The 15,116-nt window shown below is 71.2% G+C and carries 14 protein-coding genes; 5 read left to right on the top strand and 9 right to left on the bottom strand.

The features are described from left to right. The 4 genes from A4X16_RS04385 to A4X16_RS04370 are packed head-to-tail and all read right to left on the bottom strand — an operon-like array spanning window position 1 to window position 4,614. The gene (locus A4X16_RS04385) at window positions 1–948 is read right to left on the bottom strand and encodes an amidohydrolase family protein (RefSeq protein WP_231880267.1); all 948 of its coding nucleotides are present in this window, start codon (window positions 946–948) and stop codon (window positions 1–3) included. Further along, the gene (locus A4X16_RS04380; RefSeq protein WP_067116963.1) at window positions 948–1,802 is read right to left on the bottom strand and encodes a tryptophan 2,3-dioxygenase; all 855 of its coding nucleotides are present in this window, start codon (window positions 1,800–1,802) and stop codon (window positions 948–950) included. The genes A4X16_RS04385 and A4X16_RS04380 overlap by 1 nt, the downstream gene beginning before the upstream one ends. A 56-nt stretch (window positions 1,803–1,858) precedes the next feature. Next, complete coding sequence (locus A4X16_RS04375) at window positions 1,859–3,577, bottom strand: amidase (protein ID WP_067116960.1); 1,719 nt, start codon at window positions 3,575–3,577, stop codon at window positions 1,859–1,861. Next, window positions 3,577–4,614: an agmatine deiminase family protein gene (locus A4X16_RS04370; protein ID WP_067116957.1), complete on the bottom strand. Its 1,038-nt coding sequence runs from the start codon at window positions 4,612–4,614 to the stop codon at window positions 3,577–3,579. Before A4X16_RS04370 ends, A4X16_RS04375 begins: the two co-directional genes overlap by 1 nt. A gap of 77 nt (window positions 4,615–4,691) precedes the next feature. Between A4X16_RS04370 and A4X16_RS04365 the strand changes: the two genes are divergently transcribed. Both A4X16_RS04365 and A4X16_RS04360 read left to right on the top strand, forming a co-directional pair. Beyond that, window positions 4,692–5,357, top strand: a complete 666-nt coding sequence (locus A4X16_RS04365) for a TetR/AcrR family transcriptional regulator (RefSeq protein ID WP_067116954.1) — start codon at window positions 4,692–4,694, stop codon at window positions 5,355–5,357. Further along, entirely contained in the window at window positions 5,354–6,727 is a 1,374-nt protein-coding gene (locus tag A4X16_RS04360; protein ID WP_067116946.1) for a pyridoxal phosphate-dependent decarboxylase family protein, read from the top strand. Before A4X16_RS04365 ends, A4X16_RS04360 begins: the two co-directional genes overlap by 4 nt. Window positions 6,728–6,734: 7 nt before the next feature. Here A4X16_RS04360 and A4X16_RS04355 read toward each other — a convergent pair whose 3' ends face one another. Together A4X16_RS04355 and A4X16_RS04350 are read right to left on the bottom strand one after the other, a co-directional pair. Further along, on the bottom strand, window positions 6,735–7,820 hold the full coding sequence (locus A4X16_RS04355; RefSeq protein ID WP_067116943.1) for an alpha/beta hydrolase: 1,086 nt from the start codon (window positions 7,818–7,820) through the stop codon (window positions 6,735–6,737). A 50-nt stretch (window positions 7,821–7,870) separates the two neighbouring features. Further along, window positions 7,871–8,401: a TetR/AcrR family transcriptional regulator gene (locus A4X16_RS04350; RefSeq protein ID WP_067116940.1), complete on the bottom strand. Its 531-nt coding sequence runs from the start codon at window positions 8,399–8,401 to the stop codon at window positions 7,871–7,873. A 103-nt stretch (window positions 8,402–8,504) separates the two neighbouring features. Here A4X16_RS04350 and A4X16_RS04345 point away from each other — a divergent pair, with 103 nt between their 5' ends. After that, window positions 8,505–9,215 (top strand): MBL fold metallo-hydrolase, encoded by a 711-nt coding sequence (locus A4X16_RS04345; protein ID WP_067116938.1) that lies wholly within the window; start codon window positions 8,505–8,507, stop codon window positions 9,213–9,215. 31 nt (window positions 9,216–9,246) lie between these two features. Here the strand turns inward: A4X16_RS04345 and A4X16_RS04340 are convergent, their stop codons facing one another. The 3 genes from A4X16_RS04340 to A4X16_RS04330 are packed head-to-tail and all read right to left on the bottom strand — an operon-like array spanning window position 9,247 to window position 12,613. Next, window positions 9,247–9,816: a cysteine hydrolase family protein gene (locus A4X16_RS04340; protein WP_067116934.1), complete on the bottom strand. Its 570-nt coding sequence runs from the start codon at window positions 9,814–9,816 to the stop codon at window positions 9,247–9,249. Then, complete coding sequence (locus tag A4X16_RS04335; protein WP_067116931.1) at window positions 9,813–11,273, bottom strand: purine-cytosine permease family protein; 1,461 nt, start codon at window positions 11,271–11,273, stop codon at window positions 9,813–9,815. The genes A4X16_RS04340 and A4X16_RS04335 overlap by 4 nt, the downstream gene beginning before the upstream one ends. Window positions 11,274–11,320: 47 nt before the next feature. Further along, window positions 11,321–12,613, bottom strand: coding sequence for a M18 family aminopeptidase (locus A4X16_RS04330; protein WP_067116928.1), 1,293 nt, complete (start codon window positions 12,611–12,613; stop codon window positions 11,321–11,323). Window positions 12,614–12,893: 280 nt separating this feature from the next. On the opposite strand from A4X16_RS04330, the gene A4X16_RS04325 reads away from it, so the two are divergent. Then, a complete protein-coding gene (locus A4X16_RS04325) occupies window positions 12,894–13,760 on the top strand; it encodes an EamA family transporter (RefSeq protein ID WP_067116925.1) in 867 nt (288 codons plus the stop codon). A 147-nt stretch (window positions 13,761–13,907) separates the two neighbouring features. Further along, window positions 13,908–15,116: DUF222 domain-containing protein (locus tag A4X16_RS04320; RefSeq protein ID WP_082914263.1), on the top strand; the 1,209-nt coding region annotated here is incomplete at its 3' end.

The following is a 15,116-nucleotide window of genomic DNA, read 5'->3' as shown; positions in this document are numbered from 1 at the left end:
TCAGGCCTTCAGGTCGGCGCGGGTGAGAGGGCGGGCGAGCGCGGGGTCGGCGTCGACCCCGGGGAGGAGCAGGAGGCGGGATCGGGACTCTCGCGGGTCGTGCGGCGCGAGGGCGCGCAGCAGATCGACGCCGGTGACCCCGGCGTCGCGCAGGGCGGCGAGCTCCTGCGGATTCAGCCCCACCGGGGTCGGACCGTTGCCCATGTCGGTGCCGTAGAGCACGGTGCCGCCGGCCGCGTGGAAGCGGCGGACGTTGTCGAGTGCGACGTGGAGATCGGCGCCGCCGTGGATCGCGAGCGTCGAGATCCACGAGACGGAGGCGGCCTGCTCGGCGATCTCGGCGTCGGTGAGCCGCTCGGTGAACGGCGCGTGGGCGAGCAGGTCGGCACCCAGACGCGCGACTCGCTGCGCCTCGCCCCGGCCCTCGGCGTGCGCGACGACCGGCAGCCCGAGTGCGTGGGCGGCTCCGACGATCGTGCCGAGGAGGGCGTCGTCGAAGACCGGTCCGGCGCTGCTGTTGCTCGCGACCTTGATGCAGGATGCTCCGGCATCCGCCATCTCGCGCACCGCGCGCTCGACGTCCGTGGCGTCCGCGATCTCGCGGAACGACCCGTCGGGAGCCCAGTCTCGATCCGACGGGTATCCGCCCACCGGGGTGAGGAAGGCGCCCGCGTACTCGACGACGACCCCGCCCGCAGCGGCGAGGGCGGCGATGGCCGAGGGGTCCGCCCCGAGGTCGACCACGCGCCCCAGCGCGGACGCGGCGAGGTCCTCGTGGTCGACCAGCTGCAGGTGCACGTGGTGGTCGGTGAATCCGCCGACGAGCACGCCGTCGAGCCGCGGCATCCCGGGCGTGGTCCAGGCGTCTCGCAGCGTCGGGCGCTCGTCCGTCGTGTCGAGCACGGCGTCCCGCCATCCTTCGCCGTCGAAGAACGTCGCGGCGAGCATCAGCCGCCGATCTCCGTGCGCACGGTGTAGAGCTCGGGGAAGAACGTGAGGTCGAGCGCCCGCTGGAGGAAGCCGACGCCGCTGGAGCCCCCGGTGCCGACCTTCATCCCGATCGTGCGGGCGACGGTCTTGAGATGGCGGAATCGCCAGAACTGGAAGTTGTCCTCGAGGTCGACGAGGTCCTCGCATGCCTCGTACAGGTCCCAGTGCTCCTGGTGGTTCTGATAGATCTCGCGGATCGCGGGCACGAGCTCGGGGGTCTCGCGGTACGGCTGCCGCACATCGCGGTCGAGGATCTCGGCCGGCACCGGGAGGCCGCGGCGCGACGCGTACCGGAGGAACTCGTCGTACAGGGTGGGCTTCTCCCATTCGGCGGTCAGCAGCGCGAGGTTCGCCGGGTGATCGCGGAAGACGCCGAGCATCTTCTCGTTCTTGTTGCCCAGCGCGAACTCCACCGCGCGGTACTGCACCGACTGGAAGCCCGACGAGCTGCCCAGCGCACCGCGGAACTGCGCGTACTCCGTCGGGGTGAGGGTCGCGAGCACCGACCACTGCTGGGTCATCACGTCCTGGATGCGCTTGACGCGTGCGACGCGCTTCAGCGCCTCACGGAGATCGTCGCTGGCGAGGAGCTCCCGCGCGGACGACAGCTCGTGCAGCAGCTGCTTGAGCCAGAGCTCGGTCGTCTGGTGCTGGATGATGAACAGAAGCTCGTCGTGGTGCTCGGGCTCGCTGACCGGATGCTGGGCGGAGAGCAGCTGGTCGAGGGCGAGGTACGACCCGTACGTCATGCGTCCGGTCAGGTCGGTGACGATGCCGGACTCGAGCTCGCGCTCGTTCGTCTCAGTGCTCATGCAGCGAACATATAACAATCGTGTCGGGCGTCACAACCGTGAAATGTCCTGCCACGTCAGGTTCGCAGCCTCGGCGTGCGCGGGGGAGCGGTGCGGCGCTCTCCCGGACCCCCGGTCGCCTCGAAGGCGGCGGCGAGCCGCAGCAGAGCCGTGTCGTCGTACGCGCGGCCGGCGAACGTCAGGCCGATCGGCATCCCGATGTCGGCCATCAGGCCCATCGGCACGGTGACGGTCGGGATGCCGAGGTGGCGCACGGCGAGGTTGCCGTTCGCGATCCAGGTGCCGTTGCGCCATCCGAGGTCGGCGGAGGTCTCGCTCACGTCCATGTCGGCCGGACCCACGTCGGCCACCGCGGGGAACACGACCGCGTCGAGCGCGAGTCCGTCCATCCACTCCTCCAGGTCGCGGCGCCGGGTCTCTTCCAGGCCGCGGAGGCCGTCGGGCAGCTCGGGCATGTCCTCGAACCGTGCGTCGGGGTGGACGCGCACCCAGTCCGGGTACTCTGCGATGTCGTCGTCGAACCCCGTGTAGCGATCCGGCAGCGCGCCCTCCGGATGCGGGAAGATCCGCGTCCCGTCGACGTCGGCCAGCGTGGACAGCGCCGGGTCGCCGTTCGCCCGCAGGAAGTCCTCCCACGCCCACGCCGACAGGTCGACGATCTCGCGCTGGAGATACTCGGGCGTCACGAGCCCGCGCGTCCCGATGGTGGGCGCGCCGGGTCGGTCGCCCTCGTAGTTCGAGATCACGGGGAAGTCGACCTCGACCACGGTGGCTCCGGCCGCCTCGAGGTCGCGGCGCGCGGCCTCCCAGCGGTCGACGACCGACGCGCGCGTCTCGATGCGCTGCCCGGTGGGGCCGCCGATTCCCGGATCCTCCGCGGTGCCGGCATCGGGGTCCGCGTTGATGTACATGCGGGGGATGCCGATGCGCGCACCGGCGAGCGCGGCGCCGTCGTCGGCGAGCCCGCGGTACGAGTCGGGGCGCACGGCGGAGGCGGCGGGCACGGTCACCCACGGCTGCGCCCGCCAGAAGTCGCCGCGCGTCTCGGCGTCGTCGGCGACGATGACGTCGAGCACCTCGAAGAGGTCGGCCATCGTGCGAGTGTGCGGCACGACGACGTCCATGGTCGGCACGAGCGGCCAGTTGCCGCGCGTCGAGATCACCCCGCGCGAGGGCGTGTAGGCGCAGAGCGCGTTGTTCGTCGCGGGACCGCGGCCGCTCGACCAGGTCTCCTCGCCGAGGCCGAACGCTCCGAAGCTCGCCGCCGTCGCGGTGCCGGAGCCGTTCGAGGACCCGGAGGCGAACGGCGCCGTGAGGAAGTCGGCGTTGTACGGACTCTCGGCGCGACCGTAGACGCCGCGCTGCATGCCGCCGTTGGCCATCGGGGGCATGTTCGTCAGCCCCAGGCAGATCGCGCCACCGGCACGCAGCCGCTCGATCGTGAAGGCGTCGTGCTGCGCCACGAGGTCGGCGAACGCCGGGCTGCCGGATGCCGCGGTGAGGCCGCGCACGAGGTAGCTGTCCTTCGCGGTGTAGGGGATGCCGTCGAGCGGCCCCCGCGTCTCGCCGCGCGCACGACGCGCATCCGATGCCGCCGCCTCGGCCCGCGCTGCGGGATTCCGGACCACGACGGCGTTCAGCGCGGTCGTGGTGTCGGGGCCGTCGTACGCGGCGATGCGGGCCAGGTAGGCGTCGATGAGCTCGACGGCGGTCGTCGCTCCGGTGTCGAGCGCTCGCCGCAGATCGGCGATCGAGGCCTCCACGACGTCGAACATCACACCACCCCCGCGCTCGGCTGCTGCTGCGTGATGCAGTGGATGCCGCCGCCGCGGTCGAACAGCGGTCGGGCGTCGACCGTGACCACGCGGCGACCCGGGTAGACGTCGGCGAGGATCTCGCGGGCCGCGGCATCCGCCGACTCGTCCCCGAACCCGCACGCGACCACGCCGTCGTTGGTGACGAGGTGATTGACGTAGCTCCAGTCCACGAAGCCCTCCTCGTCGCGGAGCGTCGACGGAGCCGGGAGGTCGATGATGTCGAAGCGGCGGCCCGCGGCATCCGTCTGTGCGGCGAGGTGCGCGCGCAGCTCGCGCGTCACCGCGTGATCGGGATGAGCGGGATCGCGCTGGTCGTGCAGCAGCAGCCGACCGGGAGAGACGAGCGTCGCGACGATGTCGACGTGACCGTTCGTGCCGAACTCGTCGTAGTCGCGGGTCAGGCCGCGCGGCAGCCACACGGCGGTCGTCGCGCCGATCGTGCGCGCCATCTCGGCCTCCACGCGCTGGCGGTCGGCGTAGGGGTTGCGGCGCGGGTCGAGCTGCACGGTCTCGGTGAGCAGGACCGTCCCCTCGCCGTCGACGTGGATGCCGCCGCCCTCGTTGACGAGCGTCGAGCTGACGAGCTCGGCGCCGACCGCACCGGCGATGATGCGGGCGTGCTGCGCGGCCTTCTGCCACTGCGCCCACGCCGGGGCGCCCCACCCGTTGAAGATCCAGTCGACCGCGCCGAGCACGCCGGGCCGCTCCGGATCGAGCACGAAGGTCGGGCCGGAGTCGCGCATCCAGAACTCGTCCACGGGCGCCTCGACGATGTCGATGCCGCTGCTCAGCATCCGCCGGGCGCGCGTGATCTCGCTCGGGTCGACGAGGATCGAGACGGGCTCGAACTCGGCGACGGCGTGGGCGACGGCGGTCCACGTGGCGTAGCCCTCCTCGCGCTCGGCCGCCGACTCGCCCAGGGTCACGCCCTCGGCGGGGAACGCCATCCAGGTGCGGTCGTGCCGTGCGGTCTCGGCGGGCATCTGCCAGGCCATCGTGGTCTCCTCGCTGTCGGGTCGAGATCGGCATCCGCTATTGAACACCTGATCAACAGCTGCTACGGTAACCCGTGATGCACACCCCGTCAAGAGCCCCCGCAGCTCGTCGGCTGCCCCCGGAGCAGCGCGAGCGATCGATCCTCGACGGCGCCGTCGCGCTGGCCGTCGAGAGCGGACTCGAGGCGCTGACCGTGCGCGCGGTCGCCGCGCGCGTGGGCGTCACGCCCGCCCTCGTCGCGCACTACCGTCCGGTGATGGACGACTTCGTCGCCGAGGTGTTCGCGCTGATCGTCGCCGCCGAGCGCGACGAGGTCATCGGCGGCCACGACCCGGCGCTGGATCTGCCCGACGGGCTGCTGCGCATCATCGAGACCCTGCTCGACGACTCCCGCGAGGACGTCGCGATGGTGTGGGTGCAGGCATGGGCGCTGGGCGCCCGCAACGACGCGCTCGCCGCCGCCGTGCGCGCCGAGATGGACCGGTGGCAGAGCGCGCTCGAGGAGCTCATCGCCCGGGCGGTCAGCGGCGACCCGAGCATCCGCGTCGACGCCGGGACATCCGCGTGGATGCTGCTCGCGATGGTCGACGGCATGAGCGCGCACTCGCTCGTGAAATGGGCGCCGCGCGACCGCGCGGCGCTGGCGCGGCGTACGCTCGCGGCGGTGCTGGACGCACCGACCGACACCGTCCCGGGCCGATCGCCCGGGCTCACCCCCACGGACAGCGGAGGAATCCCATGAGCGCACAACGCATGCATGCGGCATCGCCCGAGTCGTCGGCGATCGTCGACGCCGTGCTCGACTACTCGCGACGACGGATGCTGGCGGCCGATGTGCCGCTCGACAAGCCGCAGACCCCCGCCGAGCTCGATCGGCTCGTGGGGCCGACGATCACCGACGCGGGTCTCGGCTCGCACCGGGCGCTCAGCGTGTTCGAGCACATCCTCGCTCCGGCGTGCCTGACGACCAGCCACCCCGCCTATCTCTCGTTCATCCCGACCGCGCCGACGATCGCGTCGATCGCGTTCGATCTCGTCGTCTCGGCATCCGGCCTGTACGGCGGCAGCTGGCTCGAGGGCGCGGGCGCGGTGCATGCCGAAAACGAGGTGCTGTCCTTCCTCGCCGGGGAGTTCGGGCTGCCCGAGGGCGCCGGCGGCGTGTTCGTGCAGGGCGGCACGATCGGCAACCTCTCGGCGCTCGTCGCCGCGCGCGAGGCGGCGGCGGCACGGCTGGCGAATGCCGGCACGACGCCGCCCGCGCGCTGGAAGATCGTGTGCGGCGTCGAGGCGCACTCGTCGAACAAGTCCGCCGCGAAGGTCATGGACGCCGATGTTCTGCTCGTGCCTGCGGGCGACGACGGCGTGCTGCGGGCGGATGCCGTACGGGCGGCGCTCCTTGAGCACGGCGACGAGATCTGCGCGGTCGTCGCGACCGGCGGATCGACGAACTTCGGCATCGTCGACGACATCGCGGGCATCGCCGCCCTCAAGGACGAGTTCGACTTCTGGTTGCACATCGACGGCGCGTACGGGCTCACCGCGATGCTGGCTCCCGAGGCGCGCGGCGTCTTCGCCGGGGTCGAGCGCGCGGACTCGGTGATCGTCGATCCGCACAAGTGGCTGTTCGCGCCGTTCGACTGCTGCGCCCTGATCTACCGCGATCCCGAGACCGGTCGCCGGGCGCACACGCAGCACGCCGAGTACCTCGACACCCTCACCGACGCCGGGGACTACAGCCCGTCCGACTACTCCATCCAGCTCACGCGTCGACCGCGCGGCCTGCCGCTGTGGTTCTCGCTCGCGACCTACGGCGTCGCCGCGTATCGCGAGGCCGTGTCGGCGACCCTCGCCCTCACGCGGCGCATCGCCGACGAGATCGCCACGCGTCCCGAGCTGCGCCTCGTGCGCGACCCGCAGCTGTCGGTCGTGGTGTTCGAGCGCGACGGATGGGAGCGCGCCGACTACGACCGGTGGTCCGACGAGCTGCTCGACTCGCAGCGCGCCTTCGTGGTGCCGAGCTCGCACGGCGGCCGTCCGAACACGCGCTTCGCGATCCTCAACCCGCTCACCACGTTCGAGAGCCTCGTCGGCATCCTCGACACGATGAAGTAGGACCGAACTACTTCGTCGTGTGCGCGTCGAGGAACGCGATCGTCTCCTCCAGGGCGGTCTGCGCGTCGGGGGAGTCCAGTTGGAACTGGTACTCGTGAGGCAGTGCGGGTTCGTGCGGGGCGGGCCAGAACAGCGTCGTCACGTCGACCCCGAGCTCGTCCAGCCGCTGAGCCATCGGGATCGACTGCAGCCAGGTGAGGCCATCGCCGTTGCCGCCGGAGATGTACGTGGTGGGGAAGTCCGCCGTCACCCAGTCGATCGTCGACATGGTCGCTCCCGTGGAGTCCTCGGCCCAGGTCTTGGTGCCCGAGTACGCCCACATCGCCGACTTGAAGCCCCATCCGGCGATGCCGTCGAGTCGCGCGAGCGCCGCCAGGTCGTACACGCCGCAGTTGAGGATCGTCGCCACGACCTGCGACGGCTGCAGCGACGGCTCGACACCCATGATCTCGGCGTACTCGGGGCTCGTGATGAGCGTGGCCATCTGGCTCGCGAGCTGGCCGCCGGCCGAGTCGCCCGCCAGCACGATCCGGTCGGGGTCGACGCCGAGCTCGTCGGCGTTCTCGTCGATGTAGGCGAGGGCGTCGTTGAGCTGGTTCACGGCGAGCGGATACACGCCCTCCGGACCGATCGTGTAGTTCACGCCGATGGTCGTGTACCCCTCCGCCGCGAGGATGCGCAGATAGGGGTCGACGTTCTCCTTCGACCCCGAGATCCAGGCGCCGCCGTGGATCCAGACGATCGTGGGCAGAGGGCCGGTGGCGGATGCCGGGGCGAAGACGTCCATCGTCGTATCCGCACCACCGTCGGCGTACGCGACGTCGAGCTGCTCGGTGAGCTCGGTGTCGGGCACGTGCCTGTCCATCTCGGCAGCGGTCTCGTCGCCGCCCTTCGTGAAGACCGCGCGGATGAGCATGGCCGAGGGCCACGGCGTGAGCGCGCCGACGATCGCGACGATCGCCACGACGATCAGCACCAGGGCGACCGCGACCTTGGTGCGGTGCCAGGGGCGGTGCCGCGGACGGCGAGCCTTCGTCGGGTGATCCGACTCGTGCTCGTGCTCCCGCTCGTGGGCGTGCGCGCTCGCGGTCATGGAAACCCCTCTCCGCGCATCATCCTGGCAGTATTCCGCCTGGTGACGGGTCAGGCCTCGGCGGCGAGCCCTGCGATGATCCGGCGGAGCCCGTACGAGAACGCCTGATCCACGTCGCCGCCGAGCCGGAAGGCGCCGGCGAGCTCCATCTGCAGGAACCCGGTCGCCCAGGCGGTGAAGAGTCGGGCGGCGTCCAGCGCGTCGGCCTGCCCCACGACGGCCGCGCAGGCGCGGAGCACGTGCTCCGACGACCGGTGCAGCGCGTCGTCGGGGGCTGCCGCGGTGAACATGAGCCGGAAGCCCTCCGGATGCCGGTGCGCGAACGACCGGTAGGCGTGGCCGAGAGCGGTCAGATCGTCGCCGGCCGCCTCGAGCCCGATGCTCAGCGCGTCGATCGACGCCCCGGCGACGGCCGCGTGCAGGGCCTCGCGATCACGGACCCGCTTGTACAGCGACGGCGCGCGCACGCCCACTCGATCGGCGACCGCCTGCATCGTGAGGCCGCCGGGGCCGGCGACCTCCAGGATCTCTCGACCGGCGGCGACGATCTGGGCGAGGGACGTCCTCTCGGGTGTCGGCATTCCGGCCTCCTGACGTTCGGTGACGGGATCCACCGCGATAGCTATTGACAATAGCCATGATAGCTACGTAACGTAGCCATCGCAACCAACCGAAGGATCCGCCATGCAGCTCGCACCGCACCTCCACCGCCTGGGCAACGACATCGTCGCCTCCTACCTGATCGACCTGCCCGAGGGCATCACGCTGATCGATGCCGGGATGCCGGGGCATTGGAGCGATCTGCAGCGCACGCTCGCCGAGATCGGGCGGCCGATCACCGACATCCGCGGCCTCGTGCTCACCCACGGCGACAGCGACCACATCGGCTTCGCCGAGCGGCTGCGCGTCGAGGCCGGCGTGCCGGTGTTCATCCACGGAGCCGACGCGCATCGTGTTCGCACGGGGGAGAAGCCGAAGTCGCCGATGGGGCCGGCGCGCATCGGTCCGCTGCTCGGGTTCTTCGCCTACGGCATCCGCAAGAACGCGCTGCGCACGCGATACGTGAGCGAAGTCACTGAGGTCGTCGACGGCGAGGTGCTCGCGCTGCCGGGCGCGCCGGCGATCATCGGGATGCCGGGGCATTCGCCGGGCAGCATCGCCGTGCACGTCCCCGCCGTCGACGCCGTGTTCGTCGGCGATGCGCTGACCACGCGGCACGTGCTCACCGGCCGCGAGGGTGCGCAGCCCGCTCCCTTCACCGACGAGCCCGACGAGGCCCTCGCGTCGCTCGACCGGCTGTCGGCCCTGTCGGCGTCGTGGGTGCTGGCCGGGCACGGTGCGCCGTGGCGCGGATCCCCGGCGGAGATCGCGGCCGCGGTGCGCGCTGCGGGCTGACCGGTGCCGGGGTCCGGACCCCGCGGTGCGCTCAGCGCCCGGCGAGCACGGTCGCGGTGTCGGTGACCGTGATCTGCGGCGGGTAGAGGCCCATCACCTGGATCGCCGCGGCGTGGTTCTCGGCCGTCGACCCGGCGCACGCGTCGGCGACGAGCGCGATGTGCGCCCCGGCATCCGCTGCGGCCAGCGCCGTGGAGATGACGCAGCAGTCGGTCGACACCCCGGTCAGGACGATGTGCGCGCCCGCGCCCACCACTTTCTCGATCTCGCCCCACTTGCCGAACGTCGGCGCATCGAGGGTCGGTCTCGACGTCAGGTCGGCAGCCTCGGGGACCAGGTCGTACAGCGGATCGTCCGCCGGTCGGTCGGCGAACGGCCACGCCGCGAAGTAGTCGCCCCAGGCCGTCGAGCGGTCGGCCGTCGGCGTCCACCGCGTCACCAGCACGCGGTCGCCGAAGGACTCCGCCAGCGCGCGGATGCGAGGCATGGCGTCGGCGAAGAACGGCGAGCCCCATTCCGAATCGGGGGAGGCGAAGATGGTCTGCGGATCGATCACGACGAGCCAGGAGTCGTCGTCCTGGCGAGCCGCTGTTCCGGTCACGCCGTCTGCTCCTGGCGGCGGATCGCCCCCGCCCGGGCGAACCAGGTCACCGCGAACGACAGCACGAGAGCGAAGAACACGCCGAGGTTCGCATAGGCCCAGTCGCCGTCGACGCCGCCGACCAGGAAGAGCAGATAGCCCTGCCAGTTGTTCCAGGGCGCGGCATCCGCGAATCCGTTGAGCACGAAGCCCCATCCGATCACGCTCGCGACGACCATGGTGACGATCGAGATCCAGTCCCACGCGCCGTAGCGGCCACGGCTGTCGAACAGCGCGGCCTCGTCGTAGTCCTTCCTCCGGCGCAGGATGTCGGCGATGAGGATGCCGGCCCAGGATGCCAGCGGGACGCCGAGCGTGATGAGGAAGCTCTGGAACGGTCCGAGGAAGTCGGTCGCGAAGAACACGACGTAGATCGTGCCGAGGGTGAGGATCACGCCGTCGATCGCGGCGGCGGACGGGCGCGGGATGCGGATGCCGAGGCTCAGCAGCGTGAGTCCGGACGAGTAGATGCCGAGCACGGCGCCGGAGACGAGCGCGAGCACCGCGGTGAGGAGGAAGGGCACGAGCACCCATACGGGAAGGATGGTGGCGAGGGCGCCGATGGGGTCGGCCTGCACGGCGGCGAAGAGGTCGTCGTTCGAGCCGGCGAGCAGGAGACCGAAGACGACGAGGATGACCGGGGCCACCGATCCGCCGATCGTGTTCCAGGCCACGATCGCCCCGTCGGAGGCCGTGCGCTTCTGGTACCGCGACCAGTCGGCGGCGATGTTGATCCACCCGAGGCCGAAACCGGTCATGACCATGACCAGCGCGCCGACGACCTGCCCGAGCCCGCCGTCCGGGCGCGCGAGCACAGCGGCGATGTCGATGCTCGGCGCCGCGAGGATCACGTAGAGCACCGTCACGACGCCGGTGATCCAGGTGAGCACCGACTGCATCCGCATGATCGTGTGGTAGCCGAGAACCGAGGCCGCGACGATGAGCGCGGCGACGATCACGGTCGCGATGATCTTCAGGGCGATGCTGTCGCCGTCGCCGCCGAGCTGCGAGATCACGGTCGCCGTCGCGAGCACCGCCATGATCGCGAGGAACGTCTCCCAGCCGATCGACGTCAGCCACGAGACGATGCCGGGGACCTTCTGGCCCTGCACGCCGAACGCGGCACGCGAGAGGACCATGGTCGGCGCGGACCCGCGCTTGCCGGCGATCGCGATGAGACCGCACAGCAGGAACGACACCACGATGCCCACCACCGACACGATCGTCGCCTGCCAGAACGAGATGCCGAAGCCGAGCACGAACGATCCGTACGACATGCCGAACACCGACACGTTCGCCGCGAACCACGGCCAGAAGAGGTCGCGCGGCTTCGCCGTGCGCTCGGACTCGGGGATGATCTCGATGCCCGCGCGCTCGATGAGCGCACCCCGGGTCTCGGTGAGCTGATTCGCCGTCATCTGCTCATGATGGCACCAGCGGAGCCCATCGGGGCGGTCGACGGCGCTCAGCCGGCGAAGAACGCTCCTGCGACGCGCGTGAGGTCGTGCAGGTCGGAGACCCCGGCGAGCTCGCGCGCCGAGTGCATCGACAGGATCGGGATGCCCACGTCGACCGTGCGGATGCCGAGGCGCGTGGCCGTGATCGGGCCGATGGTCGACCCGCAGGGCACGTTGTTGTTCGACACGAACTCCTGCGTCGTGACGTCGGCGGTGTCGCACCAGCCGCGCCAGGCGGCGGAGCCGACGGCATCCGTCGCGTACCGCTGGTTGGCGTTGAGCTTGAGGATCGGTCCCGAGCCGAGCACGGGCTGCACGACCGGGTCGTGCTTCTGCGCGTAGTTCGGGTGCACGGAGTGGCCGACGTCGCTCGAGAGGCACCACGACGTGGCGAACGCCTGACGGCGCTGCGAGGCGTCGGCCCCGAGGGCGTCGTAGACGCGGCCGAGGATGTCGTCGAGGAAGGGGCCTGCGGCGCCGGAGCGCGAGTTCGAGCCGAGCTCCTCGTGATCGAAGGCGGCGAGGAGTGCGATCGGGTGCCCCGCTCCCGACGCGGAGGCGGCGCGCTCGATCGCCACGACGCCCGCATGGACCGAGGCCAGGTCGTCGAGGCGGCCGGATGCGAAGAACGCGTCGTCCTTGCCGAACACCGCACCGCGCGCCGCGTCGGCGATCACGACGTCGTACCCGCGGATGTCGGATGCGCGGACATCGGCCGACCGGGCGAGCTCGGCGAGGATGTCGGCGTCGGATGCCTCTCCGAGGCCCCACACGGGCTGCGTCTCGCTCTGCTTGTCGAGCGCGAGGCCGTTGGTGTTGACGCCGCGATCGAGGTGCACCGCGAGCTGCGGAAGACGCAGCAGCGCGCCCGTGTCGGCGAGCACGACGCGGCCGTCGGAGAGCGCGAGGCGTCCCGCGAGGCTGAGCTCCCGGTCGAGCCAGGAGTTCAGCAGCGGCCCGCCGTAGACCTCGACGGCGGCCTGCAGCCAGCCCCGTCCGCCGGTGGTCGGCTGCGGCTTGAGCTTGAATCCGGGCGAGTCCGTGTGAGCGCCGAAGACGTGCGCGGGCGTGGTCGCGGTGGCGTCGTCGGGAATCGTCCACGCGATCGTCGCCCCGTCGCGCACCACGACGTAGCGGCCCCCGGGACCGATCTCCCAGGCACTCTCCTCGTGGAGGCGCTCGAACCCGGCGCTCTCGAGGCGGCGCGCCGTCTCGGCGGCGGCATGGTAGCTCGAGGGGGAGGCGGCGACGAAGTCGGCGAGATCCTCGGCATGGGCGAGAGCGTCGGGGGTGACGGGCATGGTCGACCTTCCTGATGGCGTCCTTCGATCGTAATCGGAGGGGTCCGACACTGCGGATGCGCCGCCGCCGACGGCATCCTGTTCACCTGCCGGACACGTTCGACGACTACGGTGACACCGATAGCGCCTAGGGTTCCGGGGCACGATCCCTCCCGCGAGGGGTCGGCTCGACTGGTCCGAGCGGCGCCACGGTGCTCCTCCGCAGGAGCGCCGTCATCTGACAGGACAAAAGCCCGGAGGACCCTGTTCGTCGCGCCCGCGACGGATGGAAGGGTCCCGCATGTCTGCTCTCGCCTTCGGTCTCGTCATCGCCGCCGCGATCGCGCACGCCGCCTGGAACGTCATCGCCCACGGGGTGAGCAAGGCGGGCATGCCGTTCCTCTGGTGGGGCGCGGTCGGCGGCACGGTCGTCTGGATCGGCGTCATCCCGTTCACGGGCGGACTCGGCACCGACGATGTGCTCGCCTTCCTCCTCGGAGTCGGGGTCTCCGCGGTGCTGCACGTCGCGTACATGGCGGTGCTGCAGCGCGGATATCGAGAGGGCAACCTGTCGACCGTCTACGCGACCGCGCGGGGGACCGGTCCCTTCCTGTCGGTCCTGGTCGCGGTGCTGCTGCTCGGGGAGAGGCCGTCGGCGATCGCGCTGGTGGGCGTCGCCGCGATCATCGTCGGTGTCGTGGCGATCGGTCTGGTCGACCGGGGCCGAGCGCAGGGGCGTCGGCGGGGGATCGACCTCGGGCTCGTCTTCGGCCTGCTCACGGGCGTCGCCATCGCGATCTACACGATCTGGGATGCGAACGCGGTGCGCACCTGGAGCCTCTCGCCGGTCGCCTTCATGGTCGGCACGATGCTCCTCGAGATCCCCTTCTACACGGTGGGGCTCCGTGGTCGCTGGGCTGCGGTCCGGGCGCTCGGGCGCACGCAGTGGCGGCGCATCGTCGCGTTCGGCATCCTCTCTCCGCTGTCGTACATCCTGGTGCTCACGGCGATCCGGATCGCTCCCGTGGCGCTCGTCGCTCCGCTGAGGGAGGTCAGCGTCGTGCTGGTGAGCCTGTTCGGGGTGTTCGTGCTCAAGGAGAGCAGACCGGTGTGGCGGATCGCCGCATCGGCGGTCGTGGCGGTCGGGATCGTGCTCCTCGCGGTGTGAGGGTCCCGGGGCTCGGCAGTGCGCGCCGCGCCTGGGTCGGTGATACTCCGGCATGCTCGCGCGGGATGCCGGAATATGCTTCTGATCTGGGCTGTTTCTGCTCGATTCGGGGGTGGGAATGTCGGTGGGGGCGGGTTGACTGGGGTCATGTCCACCAGTCCTCGCGTCCTTCTCGGTCAGGTCGTCGCCGACCTCGATCGGGTGCTCTCCGATGACGCTCTCGCGGGCGTGTCGGACGCGGAGCGGGTCGAGATCCTGCAGGCGGCGGGTGCGGTCAGGCGTCGGGTGGATGCGGTCGTGGTCGAGACTCTCGCCACGGGGCATCCTGTCGAGTTCCCCCATGCGGCCGGGTGCCGGTCGCAGTCCGAGCTCCTGCAGCGCACGCTGCTCGTCGACGTGGCCGGGGCGACCCGCCTGGGCAAGGTCGTCCCCTTGGTCCTTCGGGAGATCAGCCCCTCGTCCGGCGAACGTCTGCCCGCTCGGTGGCCGGCGCTGCGTGACGCTCTGCTCGAGGGGGTGATCTCCGTGTCGGGGATGCTGGCCGCGACGACGCCGATCGAGAAGATCGCCCACCGGATCAGCGCCGACGAACGCCTCGGCGCCGACGAGCACCTCGCCGACGCAGCCCGCGGTGCGCGCGATCCGGAGTCACCCGGCCGCGGCCCGGCGCCGACCACGGAACAGCTGAAAYTGCTCGCCGACATGATCGCGGCGCTCCTGGACCCCGACGGCGAGATGCCGGGCAATGAGCCGGAGCGACGCCGCGGGGTCAYTCTCGGGCGCATCCGCGACGGTCTCCGCCCGATCAGGGGGTGGCTGACCCCCGACGTCGCGGCTCAGCTCGAGCTGCTCCTCGACGCGATCACGAATCCCAAGGGCGATGGCCCGCCGGTCCCGGACGGGGTCCGCTTCACGGCCGCCGACGACGACRCGCGCACTCCTGACGACGACATGCGCRCTKCCGACGCTCAGACCGCCGACGWCACCCACGATCGACGTCGGCAGGCGGAACCCCCCGACGCGGGAGCAGATGTCCCGCCGGGTCGTGGTGATCGTCCGGGTTCTGCGTGTGATGCGGGGGCGGAGGATCCGTTCAATTCCGATCCGCGGTGTGTGTTCGATGACCGCACCGCTGCGCAGAAGCGCCAYGAYGCGCTCGCGATGGCGCTGTCRGTCGCGGCTCGRCATGACAGCATGCCCACGATCGCAGGCGCGGCGCCCACCCTCGTCGTCACCGTCGACCTCGCCGACCTCGCCGACCTCGCCGACCTCGCTGACCTCGCGGGCTCCGGCTCACTGCGGGGAAGTGTGCCCGGGGCCTGGGGCCGTGGGCGCGGGGGTCGGGCGAGTGTGCAG

It is taken from the genome of Microbacterium sp. H83, assembly GCF_001650405.1.
In the GTDB taxonomy this organism is placed as follows: Bacteria; Actinomycetota; Actinomycetes; order Actinomycetales; family Microbacteriaceae; genus Microbacterium.
Note: the sequence above shows the minus strand (reverse complement) of the source record. Positions and strands in the feature narration are given on the sequence as shown.

Coding starts and splice junctions, on each gene's coding strand:
- A4X16_RS04360 (WP_067116946.1), top strand. CDS start 5,354: ATGAGCGCACAACGCATGCATGCGGCATCGCCCGAGTCGTCGGCGATC.
- A4X16_RS04325 (WP_067116925.1), top strand. CDS start 12,894: ATGTCTGCTCTCGCCTTCGGTCTCGTCATCGCCGCCGCGATCGCGCAC.
- A4X16_RS04365 (WP_067116954.1), top strand. CDS start 4,692: ATGCACACCCCGTCAAGAGCCCCCGCAGCTCGTCGGCTGCCCCCGGAG.
- A4X16_RS04375 (WP_067116960.1), bottom strand. CDS start 3,577: ATGTTCGACGTCGTGGAGGCCTCGATCGCCGATCTGCGGCGAGCGCTC.
- A4X16_RS04335 (WP_067116931.1), bottom strand. CDS start 11,273: ATGACGGCGAATCAGCTCACCGAGACCCGGGGTGCGCTCATCGAGCGC.
- A4X16_RS04345 (WP_067116938.1), top strand. CDS start 8,505: ATGCAGCTCGCACCGCACCTCCACCGCCTGGGCAACGACATCGTCGCC.
- A4X16_RS04330 (WP_067116928.1), bottom strand. CDS start 12,613: ATGCCCGTCACCCCCGACGCTCTCGCCCATGCCGAGGATCTCGCCGAC.
- A4X16_RS04385 (WP_231880267.1), bottom strand. CDS start 948: ATGCTCGCCGCGACGTTCTTCGACGGCGAAGGATGGCGGGACGCCGTG.
- A4X16_RS04380 (WP_067116963.1), bottom strand. CDS start 1,802: ATGAGCACTGAGACGAACGAGCGCGAGCTCGAGTCCGGCATCGTCACC.
- A4X16_RS04355 (WP_067116943.1), bottom strand. CDS start 7,820: ATGACCGCGAGCGCGCACGCCCACGAGCGGGAGCACGAGCACGAGTCG.
- A4X16_RS04350 (WP_067116940.1), bottom strand. CDS start 8,401: ATGCCGACACCCGAGAGGACGTCCCTCGCCCAGATCGTCGCCGCCGGT.
- A4X16_RS04370 (WP_067116957.1), bottom strand. CDS start 4,614: ATGGCCTGGCAGATGCCCGCCGAGACCGCACGGCACGACCGCACCTGG.